Raw genomic sequence first — 23,164 nt, forward strand, 5'->3', positions numbered from 1 at the left:
TGTTTGCCTAACGCTTCGCTGCTTGAGGCGAGGGTTCCACGCCCATCTGCCAGAGGATGAAGGCGAACTCCTCGGCGGTTTCGTGCAGCGACTGGAAGCGCCCGGACTTGCCGCCGTGGCCGGCGCCCATGTTGGTCTTCAGCAGCAGCTCGTTGCCGTCCGTTTTGAGCTCGCGCAGCCGGGCGACCCACTTGGCCGGTTCCCAGTAGGTCACCCGCGGATCGTTGAGCCCGGCGGTGACGAGCAGCGGCGGGTAATCCTGCGCGCGGACGTTGTCATAGGGGCTGTAGCTGCGGATCAGCTCGAACGCCGCCCGGTCCTCGATCGGATTGCCCCACTCGGGCCATTCGCCGGGGGTGAGTGGCAGGGTCGGGTCGAGCATCGTGGCCAGCACGTCCACGAACGGCACGTGCGCCACGACCGCGCCCCAGAGTTCGGGATTGGAGTTGATGACCGCGCCCATCAGCTCGCCCCCGGCGGAGCCGCCGGAAATGCTGATCCGCCCGGCTTCGGTGAACCCGCCTGCGATCAGGCCTTTCGCGACGTCCACGAAATCGTTGAAGGTGTTGGTGCGGCTTTCGAGCTTGCCGGCCTTGTACCAGGCCCGGCCGAGATCGTCTCCGCCGCGGACGTGGGCGATGGCATAAGCGAAGCCGCGATCCACCAGGCTGAGCCGCGTGGTCGAGAACCCCGGCGGGATGGCCATGCCGTACGCGCCGTAGCCGTAGAGATGCAGCGGGCCGGGGCTCTTGCGGTCCTTGCGGTACATCAGGCTGACCGGGATAGGGGTGCCGTCGCGCGCCGCGATCTCAAGCCGTTCGGTGACGTAGAGATCGCGGTCGTAGCCGGAGGGGATTTCCTGCACCTTGAGCAGCGTCAGCGTGCGCGTCTTCACGTCGTAATCGTACGTGCTCGAGGGGCTGATCATGCTCTCGTACGACATGCGCAGCACTGTCTGGTCGAATTCCGGGTTGCTGCCGAGCGAGGCGGTGTAGCTCGCCTCCGGGAAGTCGACCGGTTCGATGCGCGCGGGGTCGTCGTAGTAGCGGATCTCGATCCGGTCGAGGCCGCCGAGCCGGCCATCGATGACGTAGAAATCGCGGAACAGCTCGAACCCGGTCAGGTAGAACGCGTCGGAGCCTTCGATCAGGGTCGTCCACTCGTCTGGCCGGTCCAACGGCGCGGTGGCGAGGCGGAAGTTCTCGTGCGTGTCGTTGGCATGGATGTACAGCGTGGGCCGCTCGCCGGGATAGACGTCGACATCGTATTCGACCCCTTTCTCCCGCCGCCGCACGAGCTGGAGCGGAGCCTGCGGCGTCTCGGCCGGGACGATCCAGGCTTCGCTGGTCTCGTGATCGCCGGTCGAGACGATGATCCAGTCCTCGTTCCCCGAGATCGAGGCGGAGACGCGGAAGCCCTCATCGTCCTCGTGATAGAGCTCGATGTCCTGCTCGATCGGCTGGCCGAGCCAGTGGAGCCGGGCGTTGTCGGTCCGCCACTGCTCGTTGGCCAGCGAGTAGAGCAGCCCCGTGTCCCCAGCGACCCAGACGAGCGCCGAGAGGGTGCCGGGGATCTCGTCGGGCAAGTGCTCGCCGCTCGTTAGGTCCTTGATCCTGGCGGTGTATCGTTCCGATCCGTTGTCATCGACCGAGTAGGCGAGCAGCCGGCCGTTCTTGCTGACGGAGATCGCGCCGACCCGGAAGTATTCCTTCCCTTCGGCGAGCGCCGGTTCGTCGAGCATCAGCTGGTCTGCGCTGCCGTCGTCAGGGGCCCCGACCGGCCTGCGCCACCACTTCTTGTACTCGGCGCCTTCCTCGAACTCGATCCAGTAGAGCCAGTCGCCGTCCTTGTACGGCACCGACTTGTCGGCTTCCTTGATGCGCGCCCGCATCTCCTTGAACAGCGCCTCGATCGTGTCCTGGTGCGGCTTCATCCGCGCTTCGAACCAGGCGTTCTCCGCCTCCAGGTGCGCCAGGATCTTCTTGTCCTTCACCACCGGGTACTTGGGATCGCGCAGCCACGCATAATCGTCGGTGACGGTGATCCCATGATGCGTGACGGTGGAGGGCTTCTTCGCCGCCAGCGGCGGCGAAAGGGGTGTGGTATCGGCCATGCGAGGGCACTATGTTGCGCGCGGAAGGACCGCAAGACCATGCTGATGCAGACCCATGAAGCCCGCCTCGACGCATTGAGGAACGAACTGGCCCGGCGGGGGCTCGACGGCTTCGTCGTGCCGATCTCCGACGAGCACATGAGCGAGTATGTCGGCGGCTATGCCCAGCGGCTCGCCTGGCTGACCGGCTTCGGCGGTTCGGCCGGCACCGGGGCGGTGCTGAAGGACAAGGCGGCGATCTTCGTGGACGGGCGCTACACGATCCAGGTGCGCGACCAGGTCGACGGGCGGCTGTTCGAGTACAAGTCCGTGCCCGCCGACAGCATTGCCGCCTGGCTGGCCGAGAATGCCGGCCAGGGCGCCAGGATCGGGTACGATCCGTGGCTGCACACGCACGGCTGGGCACAGGCGGTGGGCCGCGCGCTGGAAACGGCGGGCGCCGAGCTGGTGCCGGTCGAGAGCAATCCCGTGGACTCCGTGTGGGAGGACCAGCCGGTTCCGTCCGCAGCGCCGGCATTCGTGCAGCAGGACGAGCACGCCGGCCGGTCGAGCGCGGACAAGCGCGGCGAAGTGGCCGCCTGGCTGAAGGCCCGCAAGCTCGACGCGGCGGTAATCTCGGCGCTCGATTCGATCGCCTGGCTGCTCAACATCCGCGGGGCGGACGTGGAACGCACGCCGGTGGCGCTGTCCTACGTGGTGGCTCATGCCGACGGGACCGCCGAACTGTTCATTGCGCCCGAGAAAGTCACGCCCGAGCTGACCCGGCACCTCGGCAACGCGGTCACGGTGCGGCCGCGCGGCGAGTTCGAGGCGGCGCTGGCGTCGCTCGCCGGCCGCCGGGTGGCGGTCGATCCGAATTTCGGTGTGGCGGCCATCTTCCAGGCGCTGCAGGCCGCCGGAGCGGAAACGATCGCCGAGCGCGACCCGACGATCCTGCCCAAGGCGACCAAAAACCCGGTCGAGCAGCAGGGCCAGCGCGATGCGCAGGCGCGCGACGGCGCGGCCGTGACCCGCTTCCTGCGCTGGCTGTCGCTGGAGGCGCCCAAAGGAGGCGAGACCGAGCTTTCCGCCGCCGCCAGGCTGCATGAGCTGCGCCAGGAGACGGGGCTGCTGAAGGACTTGTCCTTCGACACGATCTCCGCCGCCGGCCCGCATGCCGCCATCCCGCATTACCGCGTGGACGAGGAGATCAACCTGCCGATCGCGCCGGGCAGCGTGTACTTGGTCGATTCCGGCGGCCAGTACGCCGACGGAACGACCGACATCACCCGCACGGTGTGGATCGGGCCGGGAGAGCCGAGCGCCGAGCAGAAGGACCGCTTCACCCGCGTGCTCAAGGGCCATATCGCGCTCGCGGTGCAGACTTTCCCGCAGGGGACCAGCGGGGCGCAGCTCGACACTCTGGCGCGGCAGTTCCTGTGGCAGGCGGGGGTCGACTACGCCCACGGCACCGGGCACGGCGTCGGCAGCTTCCTGGCCGTGCACGAAGGCCCGCAGCGCATCGCCAAGCCGCGCGGCGGCCAAGCCGGCACCGAGCAGGAGCTGCTGGCCGGAATGATCCTCTCCAACGAGCCGGGCTACTACAAGCCGGGCGCGTTCGGCATCCGGATCGAAAACCTCGTGCTGGTGGAGCCGCGCGAGATCCCGGGCATGGAGGGCGAGTGGCTAGGGTTCGAGACGCTGACGCTGGTGCCGATCGACAAGACGCTCGTCGATCGCGCGCTACTCACCCCGGCGGAAGTGGCATGGTGGAACGCCTACCACGAGCGGGTGCGGGAGGTCCTGGCGCCGCAGCTCGAAGGCGAGGATCGGGCGTGGCTGCAGGAGGCCTGCAAGCCACTTCAGGCTTGACTTTGTTCCCCAAATGTTCTAGAGCTTCCGCGAATCGCTGGGGGGAGATCCGGGATGATCGGTTACGTGACGGTGGGGACGAACGACCTGACGCGGGCGGCGCGCTTCTACGATGCGCTGGCGGACGAGATGGGGGTCGGCCGGATGATGCAAAGCGATACCTACATCGCCTGGGGAGAACCGGGAGGCGGTGCCGGCGTGGCCGCCACCAAGCCGCACGATGGACAGGCGGCGAGTGTCGGCAACGGGACCATGGTTGCGCTCGAGGCGAAGGACGAAGCGCAAGTCGATCGCCTTCATGCAACCGCGCTGGCGAACGGCGGCACGGACGAAGGCGCGCCCGGCCCGCGCGGCGGTGGCTTCTATGCCGCCTACTTCCGCGACCCCGACGGCAACAAGCTCAACGCCTTCTGCATGCCCGGACAGGCCGGTGGCTGAAGGCCGCACTCCCGGCTCCCACTCGCTCGAGGATCATCCGATCCATCTCGGGCTCGGCGCGACGGCGGAGCCGCAGCCGGAGTTCCCCTTCGACGAGCGGGCGATGCAGTGGTTCGTGGACTATGCGCAGCGCCATGCCGCCGACGGCGCGGAGGGCCGGCTGGTCTCGATGTTCCGCTTCACCGAGGACTGGCCGAGCTGGGAGATGCATCCGGCGGGGGCGGAAGTGGTGCTCTGCACGTCCGGCTCGATGACGCTGACCCAGCAGCATCCCGACGGGAGGATCGAGCGGGTCACTCTTTCGCCGGGCGAGTATGCGATCAACCCACCCGGCGTGTGGCACACGGCCGATATCGATGGCGAAGCGAGCGCCGTATTCATTACCGCCGGCATGGGCACCGAGCACCGGCCGCGCTGACCCCCTTGCGAAGTGATGAACGCCGCGCCGGGCGCGCGACAATATGCGACACTTTCGCGCTCGCGCGGCAAAGCCCTGCGACATAGCCACCGTAGAAGGCAGATGTGAGCGGCGGTTCGGCCGGAACCTCCTCCCCCTTCTTCCGGGCGTTCCGTTGCTCTATCCCCCTGAGATACGGAGAAATGCAGTGCGCAAACTGACCCTTTCCCTGATCGCCGGCGCGGCCGCGATCGCCGCAGGCGGTGTCGCCTTTGCCCAAGCCGCTCCGGCGGGCAAAGCGCTCACGCGCGCCGACGTGCAGCAGCACAGCGCACAAGCGTTCGAGCGGATGGACGCGAACCAGGACGGCAAGATCGATCAGGCCGACCGCGATGCGCGCCAGAAGACGCGCTTCGACCGGGTCGACGCGGACGGCAACGGCGCGATCACTTACGCCGAGTTCACCGCCGCCCGAGGCGAGCGCGCCGAACGTGGCCAGCCCGGCGAAGGCGGCGAGCGCATGGGCCGGCGTGGCGGCCATCGCATGGGCATGCGCGGCCACGGCAGCTTCGGCAGGATGATCGAGGCCGACGCGAACGGCGACGGCGCGATCACCCAGGCCGAGTTCCAGGCCGCGGCGGTACAGCGGTTCGACCGGGCCGATGCGGACAAGAACGGCACCGTGACCCGCGAGGAGCGGAAGGCCGCCCGCCCGCAGCGCTCCGCCGACGCGAGCTAACGCGATGCAGGGGGCACATACAGGATGACCGAACCGGGACCCACCCGGCTGCTGCTCGTCGACGACGAGGCGACCTTGCGCGAACCCCTGGCGGAATACCTCACCCGCCAGGGGTTCGTCGTGCGCCAGGCGGAGGATGCCGCCAAGGCGCGTTCGTCGCTGCTGCAGGAAACGCCCGACCTGGTGCTGCTCGACATCATGATGCCGGGCGAAGACGGCCTGTCGCTCTGCCGCCACCTGACCGAGGCCCGCAACCTACCGGTGATCCTGCTGACTGCGAAGGGCGAGGCGATGGACCGCATCGTCGGACTGGAGATCGGCGCCGACGACTACGTTCCCAAGCCGTTCGAGCCGCGCGAGCTGGTCGCGCGAATCCGCTCGGTCCTGCGCCGCGCGGCGAAACCGCCGCCGGCCCCTGACGATGATGCGCTCTACGAATTCGAAGGCTGGCGGCTCGACCCGCTGAAGCGCAAGCTGACCGATGCAACCGGGGCGGTGGTGCCGATCTCCTCGGCCGAGTTCCGCCTGCTCGTCGCCTTCCTGACCCACCCGCGGCGGGTGCTCGACCGCGACCAGCTGCTCGACATGGTGCAGGGGCGCGAGGCGCACCTGTTCGACCGCGCGGTGGACAACCAGGTCAGCCGCCTCCGGCGCAAGATGGAAGAGGACAGCCGCGATCCCAAGCTGATCCAGACCGTCTGGGGCGGCGGCTACCGCCTCGCCGCCGATGTCCGCCGCGTACCGGCGGAGCGCGACTGATGCGGCGCTTCCTGCCGAACAGCCTGCTGGGGCAGATGCTGCTGTCGGTCGCCCTGGCGCTGCTGGTGGCGCAGACGATCTCGGCCGTGCTGCAGTACCGGGTCTACGAGCAGCGGCGCGAGATGATCGCGGCCAACGGCCTCGCCTTCCAGCTGGTGACCGAACCGCGCTTCGACTTTCGCCCGATGAACCGCCGCGGCCGGGACGGGAACTACCGCGGGCGGTGGCAGCGCCTGCGGGTCGAACGCACGAGCGAACACCCGCTGCTGCCGGGCGAGATGCACCAGCCGGAGCGGGAGGAGCTGCTGCGCTCGATCCTGAGCGACCAGGGCGTCGATCCCGCCGAAGTGATCGTGGTGACGCGCCGGATCGCCGACGACGATTACGTCATGAACCAGATGCGCGGGCGGGAACGGATGGATTGGGCGAAGGGCAGGATGCTCGTCGCCGGCCTGTTGCGCCAGGGCGAAACGGAGTGGACCGTCGCCCGCTGGCCGCTTTCCGAGCGGGAGCCGAACCAGCTCGGCGCGCTGATCGGGCAGACGCTGCTGCTCTACGTCATCCTGGTCGGCGGCCTTGCCCTGCTGCTGCGGCGCATCACCCGGCCGCTCGCCGCGCTGACCCGCCGGGTCGAACACTTCGCGACGACGCGCGAGATCGACGGGCAGCTCGAGCCCAGCGGACCGGACGACACGCGCCGCCTGATCGCGGCGCACAATGCCATGGAAGAGCGCATCTCCGCCCTGCTGAACGAGAAGGACGTGATGCTCGGCGCGATCGGGCACGACCTCAAGACCCCGCTCGCCGCCTTGCGGGTGCGCATCGAATCGGTCGAGGACGCGGCCGAGCGCGAGCGGATGGCGGCGAGCATCGACGACATCAGCCGCTCACTCGACGATATTCTTTCGCTGGCGCGCGTCGGCCGTTCGACCGATCCGCTGGAAGTCACCGACCTTGCCGCGCTGGTCGGCGCGGTGGTCGAGGAGTTCGAGGACATGGACGAAGCGGTGACGCTGGCGGACACGGAGCGGGTCGCGCTGCCGATCCGCGCTACCTGGCTGCGCCGCGCTTTGCGCAACCTGATCGGCAATGCCTTGCGCTATGGCGAGCACGCGACGATTTCGCTGCGGCGCGAAGGGGGCGAGGCGGTCGTCCGGGTCGACGACCAAGGCCCCGGCATTCCGGAGACGGAACTCGGCCGGATGCTGGAGCCGTTCACCCGCGGCGAAAGTTCGCGCAACCGCACGACCGGCGGCGCGGGCCTGGGCCTGACCATCGCCAAAGCCATTGCCGAACAGCACGGCGGGCGGCTGGTCCTCGCCAACCGGCCGGAAGGCGGCTTGTCGGTGGAACTGCGCCTGCCGACAACGCGCTGACCCGCTTCGCCTCCCGGCGCACCGTCAAGCGATAGACTTCGCGCAAATAGCGGCTAGAGCGGGGGCGATGGCGGCGGGCAATCCCTTCATCCTTCTCGACGACGCGCGCAGCGAAGGCGCGGTCGATGCGCACCTGTTCGAAAACCCGCGCGCCGTGTTCGTGGCGCGGACGCCGGACGAGGTGGAACGCGTGCTGGCCGAAGCCGACGCGGCGCGGCGCGAAAGCGGCGGCACGCTGGCCGGGTACATCGCGTACGAAGCCGGCTTGGCCATCGAGCCGAAGCTGCGGCCGCTGGCGGCGGAACGGACCGGCGCCGACGGGCCGCTGGTCTGGTTCGGCCTGTTCGACGCGGAGACGATCATCCCCGCGGCCGAGGTGCCGCAGTGGCTGGCAAGCCGGTCTGGCACGGGCCACACCTCGATCGGTCCGCTCGATCCGCAGATCTCGACCGGAGCCTACCTGGAGGCGTTCGGCCGGCTGCAGGAAGCGATCCGCGCGGGCGACATCTATCAGGCCAACCTGACCTTCCGCCTGGCCGGCGCGGCGCGCGGCGATCCGGTCGCGCTCTATGCCGCGATCCGGCCGGCGGCGAATGCCGGTTATGGCGGGTTGGTGTTCGATGGCGAGCACTGGCTGCTGTCGTTCAGCCCGGAGCTGTTCTTCGCGCTCAAGGACCGCGCGGCCAAGGTCAAGCCGATGAAAGGCACGCGCCCGCGCGGACGCACCGGCGAAGAAGACGCGGCCCTCGCCGGCGAGCTGGCGAACTCGGTCAAGGACAAGGCCGAGAACCTGATGATCGTCGACCTGATGCGCAACGACCTCTCCCGCGTGGCCGAGGCAGGCAGCGTGCGGGTCGACAAGCCGTTCGCCATTGAGAGCTATCCCACCGTCCACCAGATGGTCTCGACCGTCCGCGCCAGCTTGCGCGAAGGGATGGGCGCGATCGACATGATCCGCGCCCTGTTCCCCTGCGGATCGATCACCGGCGCGCCGAAGATCCGCGCGATGGAGCTGATCCACCAGGTGGAGCGCGACGCGCGCGGGCCCTATTGCGGAGCCATCGGGCGGATCGGCCCGAACGGCGACGCCGCGTTCAATGTGGCGATCCGCACGATCCGCCTGACCCCGGGCGAGAACGACCGGCACCACGCCGTGCTCGGCGTCGGCGGGGCGATCGTGGCCGACAGCGACGGCATGGGCGAATGGCGCGAGTGCCTGGTCAAGGCCGGGTTCGTGCGCGGCGCGGCCGGTGGGCACGACCTGATCGAGACGATGCGGTTCGATCCCGAGAGCGGCATCGAACTGCTCGAACTCCACCTCGAGCGGATCAAGTCCAGCGCGGCCGAGCTCGGCTTCGCGTTCGACCGGCACGAGACGCGCAACCGCATTCAGGCGCTGTGCTTCGAGCTGGAAGAGGCCGCGCGGCTGCGCCTCGTGCTGGCGCGCAGCGGGGAAATCGCCCTCGAAACCGCGCCTCTGCCGCCGCCGGCGGAGGGCCCGGTCGCCTGCGTGGCGCTGCCGCACCCGCTGGTCTCGGGTGACTGGCGGCTGCGCCACAAGACCACCGACCGCGGCTTCCACCAGGCGGCCCTGGCCGTGGCGCAGGAGCACGGCGCATACGAAGCCCTGCTGGTGCGCGAGAATGGCCTCGTCACCGAAGGGACTTACACCAATCTTTTCCTGGAGCGCGGCGGCAAGCTACTGACTCCGCCGCTGGCCCTCGGGCTGCTCCCGGGCGTGCTGCGCCAGCAGCTGATCGGCCAGGGTCGCGCGGAGGAAGCGGAGCTGACTCTGGAGGATCTCTCCGAGGGCTTCCTGATCGGCAACGCCGTTCGCGGGCTGATCCCGGCAAGGATGCACGCATGAGCCTTCCCCACCTGTCGAATGCGCTCAAGCGGATCGAAGGCTCGCCCACCACGGCGATGACCGACCGGGCGACCGAGCTGCGCGAGCAAGGGCGCGACGTGATCTCGCTATCGGTCGGCGAACCGGACTTTCCTACCCCCGCGCACGTGATCGAGGCGGCCAAGGCGGCGCTGGACGCGGGCGACACGCGGTACACGCCGGTTACCGGCACCGCGCGGCTCAAGCGCGCGGCGGCGCTGCATTTCGAGCGGGACCTCGGCATCGCCACCGATCCCAAGGACGTCATCGTCAGCGCCGGCGGCAAGCAGGCGATCTTCGAAGCTCTCGCCGCGACCCTGAGCGACGGCGACGAAGTGATCGTCCCGTCGCCATGGTGGGTCAGCTACCCGCAGATGGTGCGCTTCTGCGGTGGACGCGTGGTGCCGCTGATCACCCATCCGCATGACGGGTTCCACTTCGACCCCGCCGATGTCGAGGCGCTGATCACCCCGCGAACCCAGTGGCTGCTGCTCAACAGCCCCGGCAACCCGACCGGGGCGGTCTATTCCGAAGCGCTGCTGCGCGGCATCGGCGAGGTCCTGCGGCGCCATCCGCGCGTGCTGGTGATGTCGGACGACATCTATTCCCCGCTGATCTACACCGGCGCGCCGCACGCGACGCTCGCCGCGCTGTGCCCCGATCTGGCGGACCGCATCTGCACCGTATCCGGCGTGTCGAAGAGCCATGCGATGACAGGCTTCCGCATCGGCGTCGCCACCGGGCCCGCCTGGCTGATCGAGGCCATGGGCCGCCTGCAGAGCAACTCTAGCGGCAACCCGGCATCGATCAGCCAGGCGGCCGCGGTCGCGGCGTTCGAAGGCCCGCAGGACTTCCTCGAAGGCTGGCGCGAGCGGTTTCGCGCACGGCGGGACATGGTCGTCGCGGCGATCAACGCTATCCCCGGCCTCTCCACGCCAGTTCCGGAAGGCGCCTTCTACTGCTTCATCGACGCCGCGCCGCTGATGAAGCGCTTCGGAGACGACAAGGCCCTGGCCTTGCACCTGCTCGAACATGGAGTTGCCGTGGTCGCCGCCTCGGCCTTCGGGGGCAAGAACGGCTTCCGCATCAGCTTCGCCGCCGACGAGGCGGTTCTGGAAGAGGCGCTGCGGCGGATCGCGGGCGCTCTCGCTGGATAGCATCCCTCCCCAACTCCCGTTCGCCCTGAGCTTGTCGAAGGGCCGTTCTTCCTTCCTACGCCGCACACGAAAAAGCGGTGCTTCGACAAGCTCAGCACGAACGGAGTATAAGACGTACCATGATGCCGACCATCCTTTACGAAGACGGCGAATCCCTGGTGATCGACAAGCCGGGCGGCTTGCCGATCGAGCGTCCGCGCGCCGGGGGCCGGTCGCTGGAGGATCATCTCGACGATCTCCGCCTCGGCTTTCAGCGCCCGCCGGTGCCGGTTCACCGAATCGATACCGATACTTCCGGCTGCCTGCTGCTGGCGCGCAATCCGAAGGCGCTGAAGCGCTTCGCGCGCGCTTTCGAGGAGCGGGCGGTGGGCAAGCGCTATCTCGGGATACTTGCCGGCGTGCCCGCTAAGAGCGAAGGCACGATCGACCTGGCGTTGACCAAGATCAGCAGCGCCGAGAAGGGCTGGCGGATGATCCTGGCCAAGAAGGGCAAGCCATCGATCACGCACTGGCGCGTGCTGCAGGAAGCGAACGGCCGCGCGCTGGTGGAATTCCGGCCGGAGACCGGGCGCACCCACCAGATCCGCGTCCATTCCGCCAGCGGCATCGGCATTCCGCTGCTCGGCGATCCGGTCTACGGCGACGGCCCAAGGAAGGCTGGGGGCGCCGCCCGCACGATGCTGCATGCAGCGGGTATCGAGATCCAGCGAGAGGGCAAGCCGCCGATCATCGCTGCCGCCCCGCTGCCCGCCGACTTCGCCGCGCTCGGTTTCGCCGATGGATGAATTCGCTGCCCGGGCGCTCGAGCTGACCGAGGAGAGCTTCATCGCCGCCTCGGGCCCGGGCGGGCAGAACGTCAACAAAGTGGCGACCGCGGTGCAGGTGCGGCTCGACGTGTTCGCGCTGCGGCTGCCGCCCGCCGCGTTCCACCGGCTGAAGGCACTCGCCGGCAGCCGCATGACCGCTAAAGGCGAGATCGTGCTGACCGCGCGCAAGTACCGCACCCAGGAGGCCAACCGCGAGGATGCCCGCGCGCGAATCGCCGAACTGGTCGAGCAGGCGCTGGTCGAGCCGAAGCAGCGTGCCAAGAGCCGCCTCAACCGGGTGAAGAAGGAACAGCGCATCAAGTCCAAGAAAGCGCGCGGCACGGTCAAGGTGAACCGCGGCAAGGTGGACTGGTAGGAAACCCGTCATCCCGGCGGACGCCGGGATCGCTGGAGGTTCAGCTCCGTGCAAGTGGCCAACGGTCCCGGATCAAGTCCGGGACGACGGCTCCGCTTGACTTTTCACCCCTCCTGCCGCAATGGCGCGCGCAGATGGGCGGCGCCGAACGCGTCGCCCGATGTTTTTCGGGCCCGGGGAAGTCTCCAGCGCCCTTACCGTTAGTTTGGGAATCAGACCATGGCGAAGCCAGCAACCGTCAAGATCCGGCTCAACTCGACCGCCGGCACCGGCTTCTTCTACGTGACCAAGAAGAACCCGCGGAACGTCACCGAGAAGCTCAGCTTCCGGAAGTACGATCCCGTCGCCAAGAAGCACGTCGAGTTCAAGGAAGCGAAGATCAAGTAAGCCGGAATGGCCGAACCCACCCTTTCAAATTGGGAACGGGGGGGTTCACAGACGGTTCAATGCCCCGACCTTAACCACGGGAGCATGAAGCACTTGATCCGATTTGCCGCAAAACCGCTGCGCGCCGCCATTGCCGGCGCGCTTGCCGTTTCCGCACCCGCCGTTCTGCTTGCCCCTGCCGTGCCCGCCGCGGCGCAAAGCAGCAGCGGCCAGCTCGACCGCGCGGTCGCCGCGCTGCGCGGCATCTCCACCATGAAAGCCGATTTCACCCAGACCGACCGCAACGGCCGGACTGTGCGCGGCAAGCTCACGCTCAAGCGTCCGGGCCGGATTCGCTTCGAGTACGAGAAGGGCGCCAACATGCTCGTCGTGTCCGACGGCAAGGCGCTGACGCTGATCGATTACGAGGTCAACCAGGTCCAGCGGTGGCCGATCAGCAACTCGCCGCTCGGCGCGCTGCTCGATCCCAAGCGCGACGTGAAGCGCTACGGCAAGCTCAACCCCACCGGAAACCCGGACGTGGTCAGCGTCGAAGTGCGCGATCCGAAGAAGCCGGAGTACGGCGTCATAACGCTGGTCTTCGTCAAGGACGCGCGCGCGCCGGGCGGGCTCGAACTGGCAAGCTGGGTGGCGCTCGATTCGCAGAACCAGCGCACGACCGTGCGGCTTTCGAACCACAGCTACGGCGCCTCCGTGCCCGACAGCACGTTCAGGTTCGAGGATCCGCGCCGCGCGTCCCGCCGACCGCGGTAAACGATTCGCCTGCGGGCCGCTCCGTGCATGCGGTGAACGGTGGCGGCCCATTCATGACGCAGAAAGCCACTGCCCCGTAGTTTATCCAGACAAGTCCGGCGGAGGCGGGTTTCCCCCCTGTTGCCCTGCCCTCGATATACGCCGGGCTTGTACAGCGTGACGAACGCTCAAGATGAACCCCCGCGCCAATGCCCCCGGCGCGGGGGTTTTTCGTTGCCGAAAGCCTTGCCCGGGCGCCTTGCCGCACGGCGCTCAGCCTCCTATCCCGCTCGCCATGGTCACGATTGCCAGTTGGAACATCAATTCCGTCCGCCTGCGGATGAGCCAGGTCGCCCGTCTCCTCGTGCAGGAGGCGCCGGACGTGCTGTGCCTGCAGGAGATCAAGTGCCAGGAGCACCAGTTCCCGGCCGAAGCCTTCGCCGAGCTCGGATATGTCCATCAGGTGATCCACGGGCAGAAGGGCTATCACGGCGTCGCCACGGTCAGCCGGATTCCCCTGCGCGAGTGCTCCCGCCACGACTGGCAGGACAACGGCGAGGCCCGCCATGTCGGCGTCGAGCTGCTCGGGCCCGGCGGCGGGATGGTGCTGGAGAACGTCTACATCCCCGCCGGCGGCGACACGCCCGATCGCGAGGCGAATCCCAAGTTCGGCCAGAAGCTCGACTTCATCGAGCGGATGACCCGCTGGGCCGACGCGCTCGACCGGCCGACGCTGATCGTCGGGGACTTCAACATCGCCCCGCTCGACTGCGACGTCTATGACCACAAGGCGCTGCTCAAGGTCGTCAGCCACACGCCGGTGGAGGTCGAAACCCTCGACCGTTTCCGCTACGCGCACGGCTGGGTCGACCTCGGCCGTGAGCATATCCCGGCGCCCGGCCGCTGCTACAGCTGGTGGAGCTACCGCGCCTACTGGCGCAAGAAGGACCAAGGCCGCCGGCTGGACCACATGTGGGCCTCGCCCGAGCTCGCCCCGCACGCCCGCGCGCACCGGGTGATCGAGGAAACGCGCGACTGGGAACAGCCTTCGGACCATGTGCCGCTGGTGACGGAGTTCGCTCTCTGACCGGTCCTTCGCCTTCCCGGCGCGCGGCGCAGGCGATCGACGCGCTGCGCCATGGCTGGCCGCTGAAGATCGGGGACGCCCCGCTGCTGCTGCCGGTCGAAACGGCGCCGGGCCTGGAGGGCGCCTCGCCGCTGGCGCTGATCTCGGCGGCGCGGGCGGCGACCCTCAAGCTGGTCAACCAGCGGGAGGCGGCCGATCCCCATGCCCCGGTGCTGATCCGCGCAGCCGAGCCGCTCGATCTGACCGCGGCGCGTCCGATCGCCGATCCGGCGCTCGATCTCGCCGCGCCGCTGAAGGGCCCGTTCCGCGCCGAACCGCTGAGCTGGGTGGCCGAGGCGGAGGCGGCGATGGAGCTGGCGCTGCTCGCGGGCATCCTGCCGGCCTTCCTGGTCGCGCCGGAGCCGGTACGCGAAGCGGTGACGCTGTCGGTCGACGACACGGCGGCGCTGCGCGATACGCGCGCGCTGCAGATCGCCACGCGCGCCCACCTGCCGCTCGCTGCGCACGACGAGACGGAAATTGTCGCCTTCCGCAGCCCCGACGACTTGCGCGAGCATGTCGCCGTCGTCGTCGGCCAGCAGACCGCCGACCGCACGCCGCTCGTCCGGCTCCATTCGGAGTGCCTGACCGGCGACATCCTCGGCAGCCTGAAGTGCGATTGCGGTCCGCAGCTCGATGCCGCGCTCGCCGCAATGGCGGAGGAAGCGGATCGCGGCGGCTGGGGCGTGCTGCTCTATTTGCGGCAGGAAGGCCGCGGGATCGGCCTAATCAACAAGCTGCGCGCCTATCGCCTGCAGGACCAGGGGTTCGACACGATCGAGGCCAACCAGCGGCTCGGCCTGCCGGAAGAGGCGCGCGACTTTCCGGTCGCCGCGCGGATGCTCGACCTGCTCGGCGTGCGGGGGATACGGCTGCTGACGAACAACCCGGCAAAGGTGGCCGCGTTCGAAGCTGCCGGCGTGACGGTCAGCGAGCGGGTGCGCCACGCGCTGCCGGCGAACCCGCACAACACCCGCTATCTCGCCACCAAGCGCGACCGCGCGGGGCATCTGTTCGATGAGTGAGTGGCTCATTCGGTCGGAGCGTCCGGGCGACGAGCCCGCGATCCACAGCGTGACCAAAGCAGCCTTTGCCGATCACCCGCACAGTCAAGGGACCGAGCCGGCGATCATCGAAGCCCTGCGCGCCGACGGCGATCTGACGTTGTCCCTGGTCGCCGAAGCCGGCTCCACGATCCTCGGTCATGCGGCGTTCTCTCCCGCGCACCTGTCCGGCGATGAGGCGGGCTGGTACACGCTCGGACCCGTGGCGGTCCTTCCGGAGCGGCAAGGACAGGGCATCGGCCGATCGCTGATCGAGGCCGGCCTCACTCAGATGCGGGCAGCCGGCGCGCAGGGTGTCGTCGTCCTCGGGGAGCCCGATCTGTACGGCCGCTTCGGCTTTCGGCGGGGAACGGCGCTGCACATCGATGGACCGCTGGCGAGCTATTTCCAGGTCCTGCCGTTCGGCTCGGCGGTGCCCGCGTCGACGGTCGCGTTTGCCCCGGGCTTCGCTTCGGCGAGCGCCCGAGACCGCTAGCTCAGCGCCGCTCCAGGCGCTCGAGGCCCGGCGCGAGCGCGTTCTCGCCTACGGTCAGGGCATCGCCCGACCAGTCGGCGACGAAAGCGCTGGACCTGTCCACGCCCGGTGCGAAGCGGGCGTCGTTGCCGAGGATCGCGAGCCCGGCGCTGGAGCGCTCCTTGCCTTCGGCCGCTACGGCGATGAAGGCGGAGTGGTTCTCCTTGTCGCGGCCCTGGACGAACCAGTTGTTGCTGATCTGGCCCGCCGCGCCCTCGGGCAGGTCGATCATGTAGTTGGTGCCTTTGCCCCGGGCGTCGTCGAAGCTGGAGCTTGCCACATCCACATGGCGCGCGCGGCTCTTCAGGTAATGTCCGCCACGCCCTTCCTCGAACCGGCTGCGGGTGACGCGCACCTGGGCGTAATCGCCGGTGTAGATCGAATGTGCGCAACCGCCTGCGCCTTCGCAAGTGCCGAGCCGGCTGAAGGTGGAACGGTCGACCACGAGTTGGCCGCCGGGATCGTCGCCGGTCAGGATGCCCTGCTGGCTGTCGCGGAACCAGCTTTGCGCCACCGTCAGCCGGCCCCGTTCGAGCCGAATGCCGGCGCCGTTGTAGTCGGGTACGGCGATGTTCTGGAACACGAGGCCGGAGACCTCCGCAGCGCGCCCACGCAGCACCAGGGCTGCCTTGCCCTCGCAGGCGACGCCGTCGAAGATCGCCTTGCCCGGTTCGGCGGCGAGATAGGCGATCTCGCCCGCGCTCTGCACCCCGCACTGCTTATGCCGCCCGGCGACTATCGCGATCGTGCCTTTGCCCTCGCCGATCATATCGACGGCGGCCTGGAGCCGGTCGAAGCCGCGGCCGGTCTCGACCACGGTAAATGGAGCCGTACGGCCCTGCGCCAGGAGGGTAGCGGAAGGCATCGCTGCCGTGACCAGCGCGGCGGCGATCCCGCCGACCAGGAGCGAAGGAACGCGGTTTTCCATGCCGTCGGTCTAGCCCGAGTCGGTTAACGAGCCGCAAAGGCGGCCCGCGAGGTCAGTAGCGGCGGATCACCGCCAGGAAGGCGTCGCCGTAAGCTTCCAGCTTGCGGGCGCCGACGCCGCCGATCGTGCCCAGCTCCGCCAGGCTGGAGGGGCGGGAGGCGGCCATTTCGCGCAAGGTGGCGTCGTGGAAGATCACGTACGGCGGCAATTGCGCCTCTGCGGCGAGTTGACGGCGCAGTTCGCGCAGCGCCTCGAACAGCGGATCGCCCAGGGGATTGTCACCCCGGTCGCGTGCACGGCGGCCCGCGCGCTCGGGCGTCGGCGGCTGGACGATCTCCACGCTCTTCTCGCCCTTCAGGATCGCCTTGGCGTCGCCGCCGAGCCGCAGGCCGCCGTGCTCGGTCGCCACCAGGCTGCCGCGGGCCTGCAGGGCGCGGGAAAGCGGCTGCAGCAGCCGCGCTTCCTCCGGGCCCACTATGCCGAACACGCTGAGCTTGTCGTGCCCGCGCTGGACCACGCGATCGTCCGGCACGCCGGTCAGCACTTTCTGCAGATGACCGAAACCGAAGCTCTGGCCGGTGCGATAGACCGCGCTAAGGAGCTTGCGCGAAAGCTCGGTGGTGTCGATCACCCCCGGCGCCTGCAGGCAGTTGTCGCAATTGCCGCAGCTCTCCGGCGGTGCCTCGCCGAAGTGGCGCAGCAGCACGGCGCGGCGGCAGCCGGGCGTCTCGACCAGCGTGGAGAGGGCATCGAGCCGCGCGCGCTCCCCGCCGCGGCGCGCCTCGTCCACCTCGCCGAGCCGCTGGCGGGCCTGGGCGAAGTCGCCCGCGCCCCAGAACATCACCGCCTGCGCCGGATCCCCGTCGCGCCCGGCGCGGCCGGTTTCCTGGTAGTAGGCCTCGATCGACTTCGGGATCCCCGCGTGGGCCACGAAGCGGACGTCCGGCTTGTCGATGCCCATGCCGAAAGCGATTGTGGCGACGACCACCATGTCCTCACTGGCGACGAACGCTGCCTGGTTGGCCGCGCGCACCTGGGGGTCCAACCCGGCATGGTAAGGCAGCACCGGCCGGCCCGTGCGCTCCGCCAGCTGCTCGGCGATCCGCTCGACCTTCGCGCGGGTGGGGGCATAGACGATCCCCGGCCCCGGCTGCTCGGTCATCAGCCGCTCGATCTGGCGCACGGCGTTGTCGCGGTGGCGGATGGCGTAGCGAATGTTCGGCCGGTCGAATCCGGCGACGATGAGACCATCGGGGGGGATACCGAGCTGTTCGAGGATATCGGCCCGCGTGCGGGCGTCGGCCGTGGCGGTGAGGGCTAGGCGCGGCACGTCCGGAAAGCTGTCGAGCAGCGGGCGCAGCTTGCGGTAGTCGGGCCGGAAATCGTGGCCCCATTCTGAAACGCAGTGCGCCTCGTCCACGGCGAACAGGCCGATCCGGGTGGTCCGCAGCAGGTCCAGGAACTGCGGCTGGCTGGCGCGCTCCGGCGCTACGTACAGCAGGTCGAGCTGCCCGGCGCGGAATGCGTCCATCGTCTCGCGCCAGTCGGCATCGGCGCTGGTGAGCGTGGCCGCGCTGATCCCGTTAGCCCGCGCCGAGCGAAGCTGATCGTGCATCAGCGCGATCAGCGGAGACACCACCACGCACGTGCCGGCGAGCATCGTGGCCGGCAGCTGATAAGTCAGCGACTTCCCGGCGCCGGTGGGCATGACGGCCAGGGTGGAGCGGCCGCCGAGCACGCGATCGACGACGTCGGCCTGCACCCCGCGAAAATCGTCGAAGCCGAAGACCCGGCGCAGCGCCTCCCGCGCTCGATCCTGTTCCGCCACGGCCGATCCCATGCGGCGTTCTGTGGCAGATCGGGCGCACATACGGAACCGCCTGCCGCGCAATATTTGCGGACTTGCGCCGACCGTGCGCTCGACTAGCTTGCGCCCCGCGCGGGGCCGCTTCGCCGGGCCCGCCCCACGATAGCAAACAAGGGAAACCTGCCATGAAGAAATTTGCGCTCACCGCCTTCGCTTCGGCCGCCATCCTCGGGCTCGCCGCTTGCGGCGATTCGAACGACGCTTCGGAAGACGCGATGGCCGACAACGTCGAAATGCCGGCGGAAGACGCGATGGCCGATGCCGCGCTGCCGGAAGCCGATGCCGGCGCGACGAGCGACGCCGCCGTCGACGCCGCTGCCGAGCCGGCCGACACGACTGCTGCCGATGCCGCAGATGCTGCCGAAGATGCAGCAGCCGATGCCGCCGCGGCGGCCGAAGCGGCCACCGAGGCCGCCGAAGAAGGCATGTAAGATCCGCCAGCCGGGCGGACGGGGCGCAATGGCTCCGTCCGCCTCGGCCTTCCTTACCAAGAAGCGAGCTATCCCGATGACCGGCCGCACAATGCTGGTCGCAGCGCTGCTCCTGGCCGGCTGCGGCGAACAGGACAACGATCCGGGGCCTGGCGGCGTGACCGTCGGCGAGGCCCGCGCGCTCGACGAGGCGGCGGAGATGCTCGAGCAGCAGCGCCTGCCGCAAGATGTGCTCGAGGGCGGCGAGGCTCAGCCGGAAGCAGAGAACCCCTCTCCGGCACCATCGTCCAACCCAGGTCCCGCCTGAGCGTCAGGCAATGAAAAACCGGCCCGGGACTGCTCCCGGACCGGCTCTTCGAACTCAGACGATACGATGCTTACATCGTTTCTTCGGTCGTGGTTTCGGTGGTCGTCTCGGTCGTGGCGCCGGCTTCGGCACCTTCCTCGGCAGTGTCCTCGGCGGTTTCGGCCTGGTCTACCATGGCGTCGGCCTGCTCGTCGGTGATCTGGCCGGCGTCTTCCATGGTGTCGGCCTGTTCCTCGACCACTTCGGTCTGCTCTTCGGCTGCATCCTCTGCACCGCTGTCGCAAGCGGCGAGACCGAGACCGAGCGCAATAGCCGACGACATAGCAATGATCTTCTTCATACTACTTCCCCTTTGTGTTCGGACAGGCGAACTCTCCCGCCGTCCCTCCTTGTAAAACATGCGCCCCGGATAGGTATATCACCGTACCGGGCGTTTGTGCAGCAGGTTGAGTGCCACGACCAGAACGGCCGCTCCGAGCAGCGGCAGAAGCAGCGATCCCAAGCGGTACTCGCCCGCCCAGAGGGCTGCACGGCCCAGCAAGGGCCCGAGCAACAGGCCCGCCAGCAACGCGCCGGCGACACCGCCTGCGATATTCGTCAGAGCGCCCCGCGAGCCCTGGATCTGCAGAATGACCGTCATCACCCAGCCGAGCACGGCCCCGACGACGATCATTAACAATACGCTCATTCCCACGTCCCTGAGAGCCCGATTAGGGCTTACAAAGCAGCAGCGGCTGGTTTGTTCCAGCCTTGCGTCGAGCCGAAGTTGCAGCGGCCCGCGCATGGGTCAGCCCAGAGCGAGCCAGGCGAGCGCCGCGCCGCCGAGAACGATGCGGTACCAAGCGAACGGGGCGAAGCCGTGCCGGCTGACATAAGCCACGAACGCGCGGATCACGAGCAGTGCGGTGAGGAAGGCGGCGCCGAAGCCGAGCGCGATCTCGGTCCACGAAATAGCCGCCTCACCGGCGAGCAGGGTCGGCTCGTCCAGGATCTTGACCGTCGCCGCGCCCAGCATCGTCGGCACCGCCAGGAAGAACGAGAACTCCGCCGCGGTCTTGCGGCCGACGCCCATTGCCAGGGCGCCAAGGATCGTGGCGGCCGAACGGCTCGTGCCGGGGATCATGGCCAGGCACTGCGCGAACCCGATCGCCAGCGCCGTGCGCATCGGAAGTTCGGCCACGCCGACTTCCTCGTCGTGCCTGACCGTCCGCTCCAGGAACAGGATCAGCGCGCCGCCGATCACGAGCGCGCTGGCCACCACCGCGGGGCTGCCGAGCATCACGTCGATCGCGTCTTTCGCGATCAGTCCGATGACCGCCGCGGGAACGAACGCGAGCAGGATATTGCGGACGAACAGGAGCGAGCGCCGCTCACCCCGCAGCAGGCCTGTGCCCATCCCCCAGAACACCGACCAGTAGTTCACCACGACCGCGAGGATCGCGCCGAGCTGGATGACGATGTTGAACTGCCGCCACTGCGCCGGATCGTAGCCGAAGAAAGCCTGGGCCAGGATCAGGTGCCCGGTCGAGGATACTGGCAGGAATTCGGTGAGCCCCTCGAGGATACCGAGGAGGACGGCGGTCAGTGTGGTGTCCATGCCGCGCCGGTCTTGGCGGGCGGGGCGGCGAAGTCAAGTGAACCTGCCGCCCCGCCGCTGCCGTTACCAGATGCGGACGCGCTCTTCCGGCGGCAGGTAGAGATCGTCGCCAGGCGTGACGTTGAAGGCCTTGTACCAGGCATCGTGGTTGCGCACGGCGCCGTTGGTGCGGAACTCCTCCGGGCTGTGCGGATCGGTCAGCAGCCGCTGGCGCCCGGCCGATTCGCGCTGCGCCGAGCGCCAGACTTGCGCCCAGGCGAGGAAGAAGCGCTGGTCGCCGGTCAGCCCGTCGAGCACCGGTGCCTCCTTGCCGTTCAGCGACATGCGGTAGGCGCGGTAGGCCATGCTCAGCCCGCCGACGTCGCCGATGTTCTCGCCGAGCGTGAAGCGGCCGTTCACGCAGGTCTTGCCCTCGTCGTAGGGGCAGTACGTGTCGTACTGGGCGGCCAGCTTGTCGGCCAGGGCTTCGAACTGCTTGCGGTCGGCATCGGCCCACCAGTTCTTCAACGCGCCGGTGTGATCGTACTTCGATCCCTGGTCGTCGAAACCGTGGCCGATCTCGTGCCCGATCACCGCGCCGATGCCGCCGTAGTTGACCGCGGGATCGGCGCTTGCCCCGAAGAACGGCTGCTGCAGGATGCCGGCCGGGAACACGATCTCGTTGAACACCGGGTTATAGTACGCGTTCACCGTCTGCGGCAGCATGTGCCACTCGGTGCGGTCGACCGGCTGCCCGAGCTTCGAGCGGTTGTCCTCCGTCTCCCAGGCGATCGCCCGGACGCGGTTGCCCAGTGCATCGCCGTTCACGATCTCGAGGCCCTCGTAGGTCTCGAACTCGTCCGGATAACCGACCTTCGGAACGAAGGAGTCGAGCTTGGCCATGGCCTGCTTCTTGGTCGCCTCGGTCATCCAGTCGTTCTCTTCGAGACTGGCGGCCAGGGCCTTGCGCAAGTTGGCGACGAGTTCGTCCATCGCCGCCTTGCTCTCGGCCGGGAAATAGCGCTCCGCATAGATCGCGCCGAGCTGCTCCCCGAGTTGGCCTTCGGTCGCGTCGATTGCCCGCTTCCAGCGCGGGCGCTGCTCTTCCTGGCCCTGCAGGAACTTGCCGTAAAAGGCGAAGTTCGCCTCGTCGATCTCGCTCGGCAGGACGGAGGCGTGTTCGCTTAGGAACCGCGCAGCCATGAACGCCTTGACCGTGGCCAGCGGCGTTTCGGTGAGCAGCTTCATCATCGCCGGGGCGCCACCGCCGATCCCCGCCAGGGCCTCCGGCGTAAGGCCGTATTCCTCGACCTCCTGCGCCGTCGGCGGAATCTGCGAGACCAGGAACTCGTCGACCTGGCCGAACTGCGCCGCTTCCAGCAGGCGGGCGGCCGGGAACTGCGGCGCCAGAGCCAGCATCTCCGCCCGGGTCAGCTTGTTGTAAGTGATGTCGCGGTTGCGCAGCGCGGTGCGGTCCCACTCCAGCTCGGCCACTTGGCGCTCGAAGGCATAGACCGCCTCGGCCGTCGCCTCGGGCTCCTGGTAACCGGCCTTGCCGAGCATCGACGCGAGGTATTGCTTGTAGCGCTCCCGGATCTCCAGGTTGCGCTCGCTGTCGACCAGGTAATAGTCGCGATCAGGCAGCCCCATCCCGTCGAACCCGACGCTGACGATGTAGCGATTCGGATCCTTGGAATCGACCGTGACCCCGGCTGCAACGAGCGACGGGATGCCCGGCTCGGCAAACAGGGTGACGAGCCCTTCCAGGTCGGGCGCCTGGAAGATCTTCTGCAGGTAGGGCTGCGCCGGGGCGAGACCCGCCGCGTCGATCGCCGCGGTGTCGAGGAACGACTGGTAGGCATCGACGATCCGCCGCTCCTTCGAGCCCGGGGCAGGGTTCGACGCTACGAGATCGGCAACCAGCGCCTCCACGTCGGCAGTCGACTTCTCACGCAGGATGTTGAACGCGCCGAACCGGGTGTATTCCGCCGGGATCGGGTTCTCGCGCACCCACTTGCCGTTGGCATAAGCGAAGAAGTCGTCACCCGGGTCGACCGCCGGGTCGAGAGCCTTGGGGTCGAAGCCCCAGGTGCCGAAGTCCATCGTCGGCGTGGGCGCACGTTCCGCATCCTGCGCCGCTGCGGGAATGGCGAGTGCGAGCACCGCCGCGGAAGCGGTAAGCTTGAAAATCGTTCGGATCATGAACAGTCCCTGGTTCGCTAGAGCGCCCGCGTGCTGCGGCGCCAGTGAAGACGATGGCTTCTCAGATAGCCGAAACGCCGGCATGCAGTGCGCCGTTCGTCGGTTTCAGTTGATACCTGATCGATTAATGCAA

At 68.5% G+C, this 23,164-nt stretch carries 24 protein-coding genes; 17 read left to right on the forward strand and 7 right to left on the reverse strand.

The window, feature by feature from the left end; all coding sequences use genetic code 11:
• Positions 1–7 precede the first annotated feature (7 nt).
• Positions 8–2,113: a S9 family peptidase gene (locus GRI75_RS02015; protein WP_160745257.1), complete on the reverse strand. Its 2,106-nt coding sequence runs from the start codon at positions 2,111–2,113 to the stop codon at positions 8–10.
• Between the two features lie 39 nt (positions 2,114–2,152).
• On the opposite strand from GRI75_RS02015, the gene GRI75_RS02020 reads away from it, so the two are divergent.
• The 15 genes from GRI75_RS02020 to GRI75_RS02090 all read left to right on the forward strand — a co-directional run bounded on the left by GRI75_RS02020 (position 2,153) and on the right by GRI75_RS02090 (position 15,681).
• Positions 2,153–3,964: an aminopeptidase P family protein gene (locus GRI75_RS02020; protein WP_160745258.1), complete on the forward strand. Its 1,812-nt coding sequence runs from the start codon at positions 2,153–2,155 to the stop codon at positions 3,962–3,964.
• Positions 3,965–4,018: 54 nt separating this feature from the next.
• The gene (locus GRI75_RS02025) at positions 4,019–4,402 is read left to right on the forward strand and encodes a VOC family protein (RefSeq protein WP_160745259.1); all 384 of its coding nucleotides are present in this window, start codon (positions 4,019–4,021) and stop codon (positions 4,400–4,402) included.
• Positions 4,395–4,820, forward strand: a complete 426-nt coding sequence (locus GRI75_RS02030; RefSeq protein ID WP_328597905.1) for a cupin domain-containing protein — start codon at positions 4,395–4,397, stop codon at positions 4,818–4,820. Before GRI75_RS02025 ends, GRI75_RS02030 begins: the two co-directional genes overlap by 8 nt.
• 187 nt (positions 4,821–5,007) lie before the next feature.
• Entirely contained in the window at positions 5,008–5,538 is a 531-nt protein-coding gene (locus GRI75_RS02035) for an EF-hand domain-containing protein (RefSeq protein ID WP_328597906.1), read from the forward strand.
• Positions 5,539–5,562: 24 nt separating this feature from the next.
• The gene (locus tag GRI75_RS02040) at positions 5,563–6,297 is read left to right on the forward strand and encodes a response regulator (protein ID WP_160745262.1); all 735 of its coding nucleotides are present in this window, start codon (positions 5,563–5,565) and stop codon (positions 6,295–6,297) included.
• The gene (locus GRI75_RS02045; RefSeq protein ID WP_160745263.1) at positions 6,297–7,673 is read left to right on the forward strand and encodes an ATP-binding protein; all 1,377 of its coding nucleotides are present in this window, start codon (positions 6,297–6,299) and stop codon (positions 7,671–7,673) included. The genes GRI75_RS02040 and GRI75_RS02045 overlap by 1 nt, the downstream gene beginning before the upstream one ends.
• A gap of 67 nt (positions 7,674–7,740) precedes the next feature.
• A complete protein-coding gene (gene pabB / locus GRI75_RS02050; RefSeq protein ID WP_160745264.1) occupies positions 7,741–9,540 on the forward strand; it encodes an aminodeoxychorismate synthase component I in 1,800 nt (599 codons plus the stop codon).
• The gene (locus tag GRI75_RS02055) at positions 9,537–10,715 is read left to right on the forward strand and encodes a pyridoxal phosphate-dependent aminotransferase (protein WP_235911110.1); all 1,179 of its coding nucleotides are present in this window, start codon (positions 9,537–9,539) and stop codon (positions 10,713–10,715) included. The genes pabB and GRI75_RS02055 overlap by 4 nt, the downstream gene beginning before the upstream one ends.
• A 119-nt stretch (positions 10,716–10,834) precedes the next feature.
• Positions 10,835–11,500, forward strand: a complete 666-nt coding sequence (locus GRI75_RS02060) for an RluA family pseudouridine synthase (protein ID WP_160745265.1) — start codon at positions 10,835–10,837, stop codon at positions 11,498–11,500.
• A complete protein-coding gene (gene arfB, locus GRI75_RS02065) occupies positions 11,493–11,897 on the forward strand; it encodes an alternative ribosome rescue aminoacyl-tRNA hydrolase ArfB (RefSeq protein WP_160745266.1) in 405 nt (134 codons plus the stop codon). The genes GRI75_RS02060 and arfB overlap by 8 nt, the downstream gene beginning before the upstream one ends.
• A 219-nt stretch (positions 11,898–12,116) precedes the next feature.
• Complete coding sequence (gene rpmG, locus GRI75_RS02070) at positions 12,117–12,284, forward strand: 50S ribosomal protein L33 (protein ID WP_160745267.1); 168 nt, start codon at positions 12,117–12,119, stop codon at positions 12,282–12,284.
• A gap of 84 nt (positions 12,285–12,368) precedes the next feature.
• Positions 12,369–13,037 (forward strand): LolA family protein, encoded by a 669-nt coding sequence (locus GRI75_RS02075; RefSeq protein WP_160745268.1) that lies wholly within the window; start codon positions 12,369–12,371, stop codon positions 13,035–13,037.
• Between the two features lie 274 nt (positions 13,038–13,311).
• Positions 13,312–14,103 carry an exodeoxyribonuclease III gene (locus GRI75_RS02080; protein WP_160745269.1) on the forward strand — a complete coding sequence of 264 codons (792 nt, stop codon included), beginning with the start codon at positions 13,312–13,314 and terminating at the stop codon, positions 14,101–14,103.
• Complete coding sequence (ribA, locus tag GRI75_RS02085; protein ID WP_235911190.1) at positions 14,100–15,167, forward strand: GTP cyclohydrolase II; 1,068 nt, start codon at positions 14,100–14,102, stop codon at positions 15,165–15,167. Before GRI75_RS02080 ends, ribA begins: the two co-directional genes overlap by 4 nt.
• Positions 15,160–15,681 (forward strand): GNAT family N-acetyltransferase, encoded by a 522-nt coding sequence (locus GRI75_RS02090; RefSeq protein WP_160745270.1) that lies wholly within the window; start codon positions 15,160–15,162, stop codon positions 15,679–15,681. The genes ribA and GRI75_RS02090 overlap by 8 nt, the downstream gene beginning before the upstream one ends.
• A 1-nt stretch (position 15,682) precedes the next feature.
• Here the strand turns inward: GRI75_RS02090 and GRI75_RS02095 are convergent, their stop codons facing one another.
• Entirely contained in the window at positions 15,683–16,648 is a 966-nt protein-coding gene (locus GRI75_RS02095; RefSeq protein WP_160745271.1) for a right-handed parallel beta-helix repeat-containing protein, read from the reverse strand.
• A gap of 52 nt (positions 16,649–16,700) precedes the next feature.
• Positions 16,701–18,488 carry a DNA helicase RecQ gene (gene recQ / locus GRI75_RS02100; RefSeq protein WP_160745272.1) on the reverse strand — a complete coding sequence of 596 codons (1,788 nt, stop codon included), beginning with the start codon at positions 18,486–18,488 and terminating at the stop codon, positions 16,701–16,703.
• Between the two features lie 152 nt (positions 18,489–18,640).
• On the opposite strand from recQ, the gene GRI75_RS02105 reads away from it, so the two are divergent.
• Both GRI75_RS02105 and GRI75_RS02110 read left to right on the forward strand, forming a co-directional pair.
• Positions 18,641–18,946, forward strand: coding sequence for a hypothetical protein (locus tag GRI75_RS02105; protein ID WP_160745273.1), 306 nt, complete (start codon positions 18,641–18,643; stop codon positions 18,944–18,946).
• 76 nt (positions 18,947–19,022) lie between these two features.
• Complete coding sequence (locus GRI75_RS02110) at positions 19,023–19,253, forward strand: hypothetical protein (RefSeq protein ID WP_160745274.1); 231 nt, start codon at positions 19,023–19,025, stop codon at positions 19,251–19,253.
• Between the two features lie 70 nt (positions 19,254–19,323).
• Here GRI75_RS02110 and GRI75_RS02115 read toward each other — a convergent pair whose 3' ends face one another.
• The 4 genes from GRI75_RS02115 to GRI75_RS02130 all read right to left on the reverse strand — a co-directional run bounded on the left by GRI75_RS02115 (position 19,324) and on the right by GRI75_RS02130 (position 23,031).
• A complete protein-coding gene (locus GRI75_RS02115) occupies positions 19,324–19,593 on the reverse strand; it encodes a hypothetical protein (protein ID WP_202389529.1) in 270 nt (89 codons plus the stop codon).
• Between the two features lie 78 nt (positions 19,594–19,671).
• On the reverse strand, positions 19,672–19,941 hold the full coding sequence (locus GRI75_RS02120; protein WP_160745275.1) for a hypothetical protein: 270 nt from the start codon (positions 19,939–19,941) through the stop codon (positions 19,672–19,674).
• A gap of 99 nt (positions 19,942–20,040) precedes the next feature.
• A complete protein-coding gene (locus GRI75_RS02125; RefSeq protein WP_160745276.1) occupies positions 20,041–20,850 on the reverse strand; it encodes an undecaprenyl-diphosphate phosphatase in 810 nt (269 codons plus the stop codon).
• Between the two features lie 63 nt (positions 20,851–20,913).
• Positions 20,914–23,031, reverse strand: coding sequence for a M13 family metallopeptidase (locus GRI75_RS02130; RefSeq protein WP_160745277.1), 2,118 nt, complete (start codon positions 23,029–23,031; stop codon positions 20,914–20,916).
• Positions 23,032–23,164: the final 133 nt, after the last annotated feature.

It is taken from the genome of Croceibacterium soli (assembly GCF_009828065.1).
Lineage (GTDB): Bacteria > Pseudomonadota > Alphaproteobacteria > Sphingomonadales > Sphingomonadaceae > Croceibacterium_B > Croceibacterium_B soli.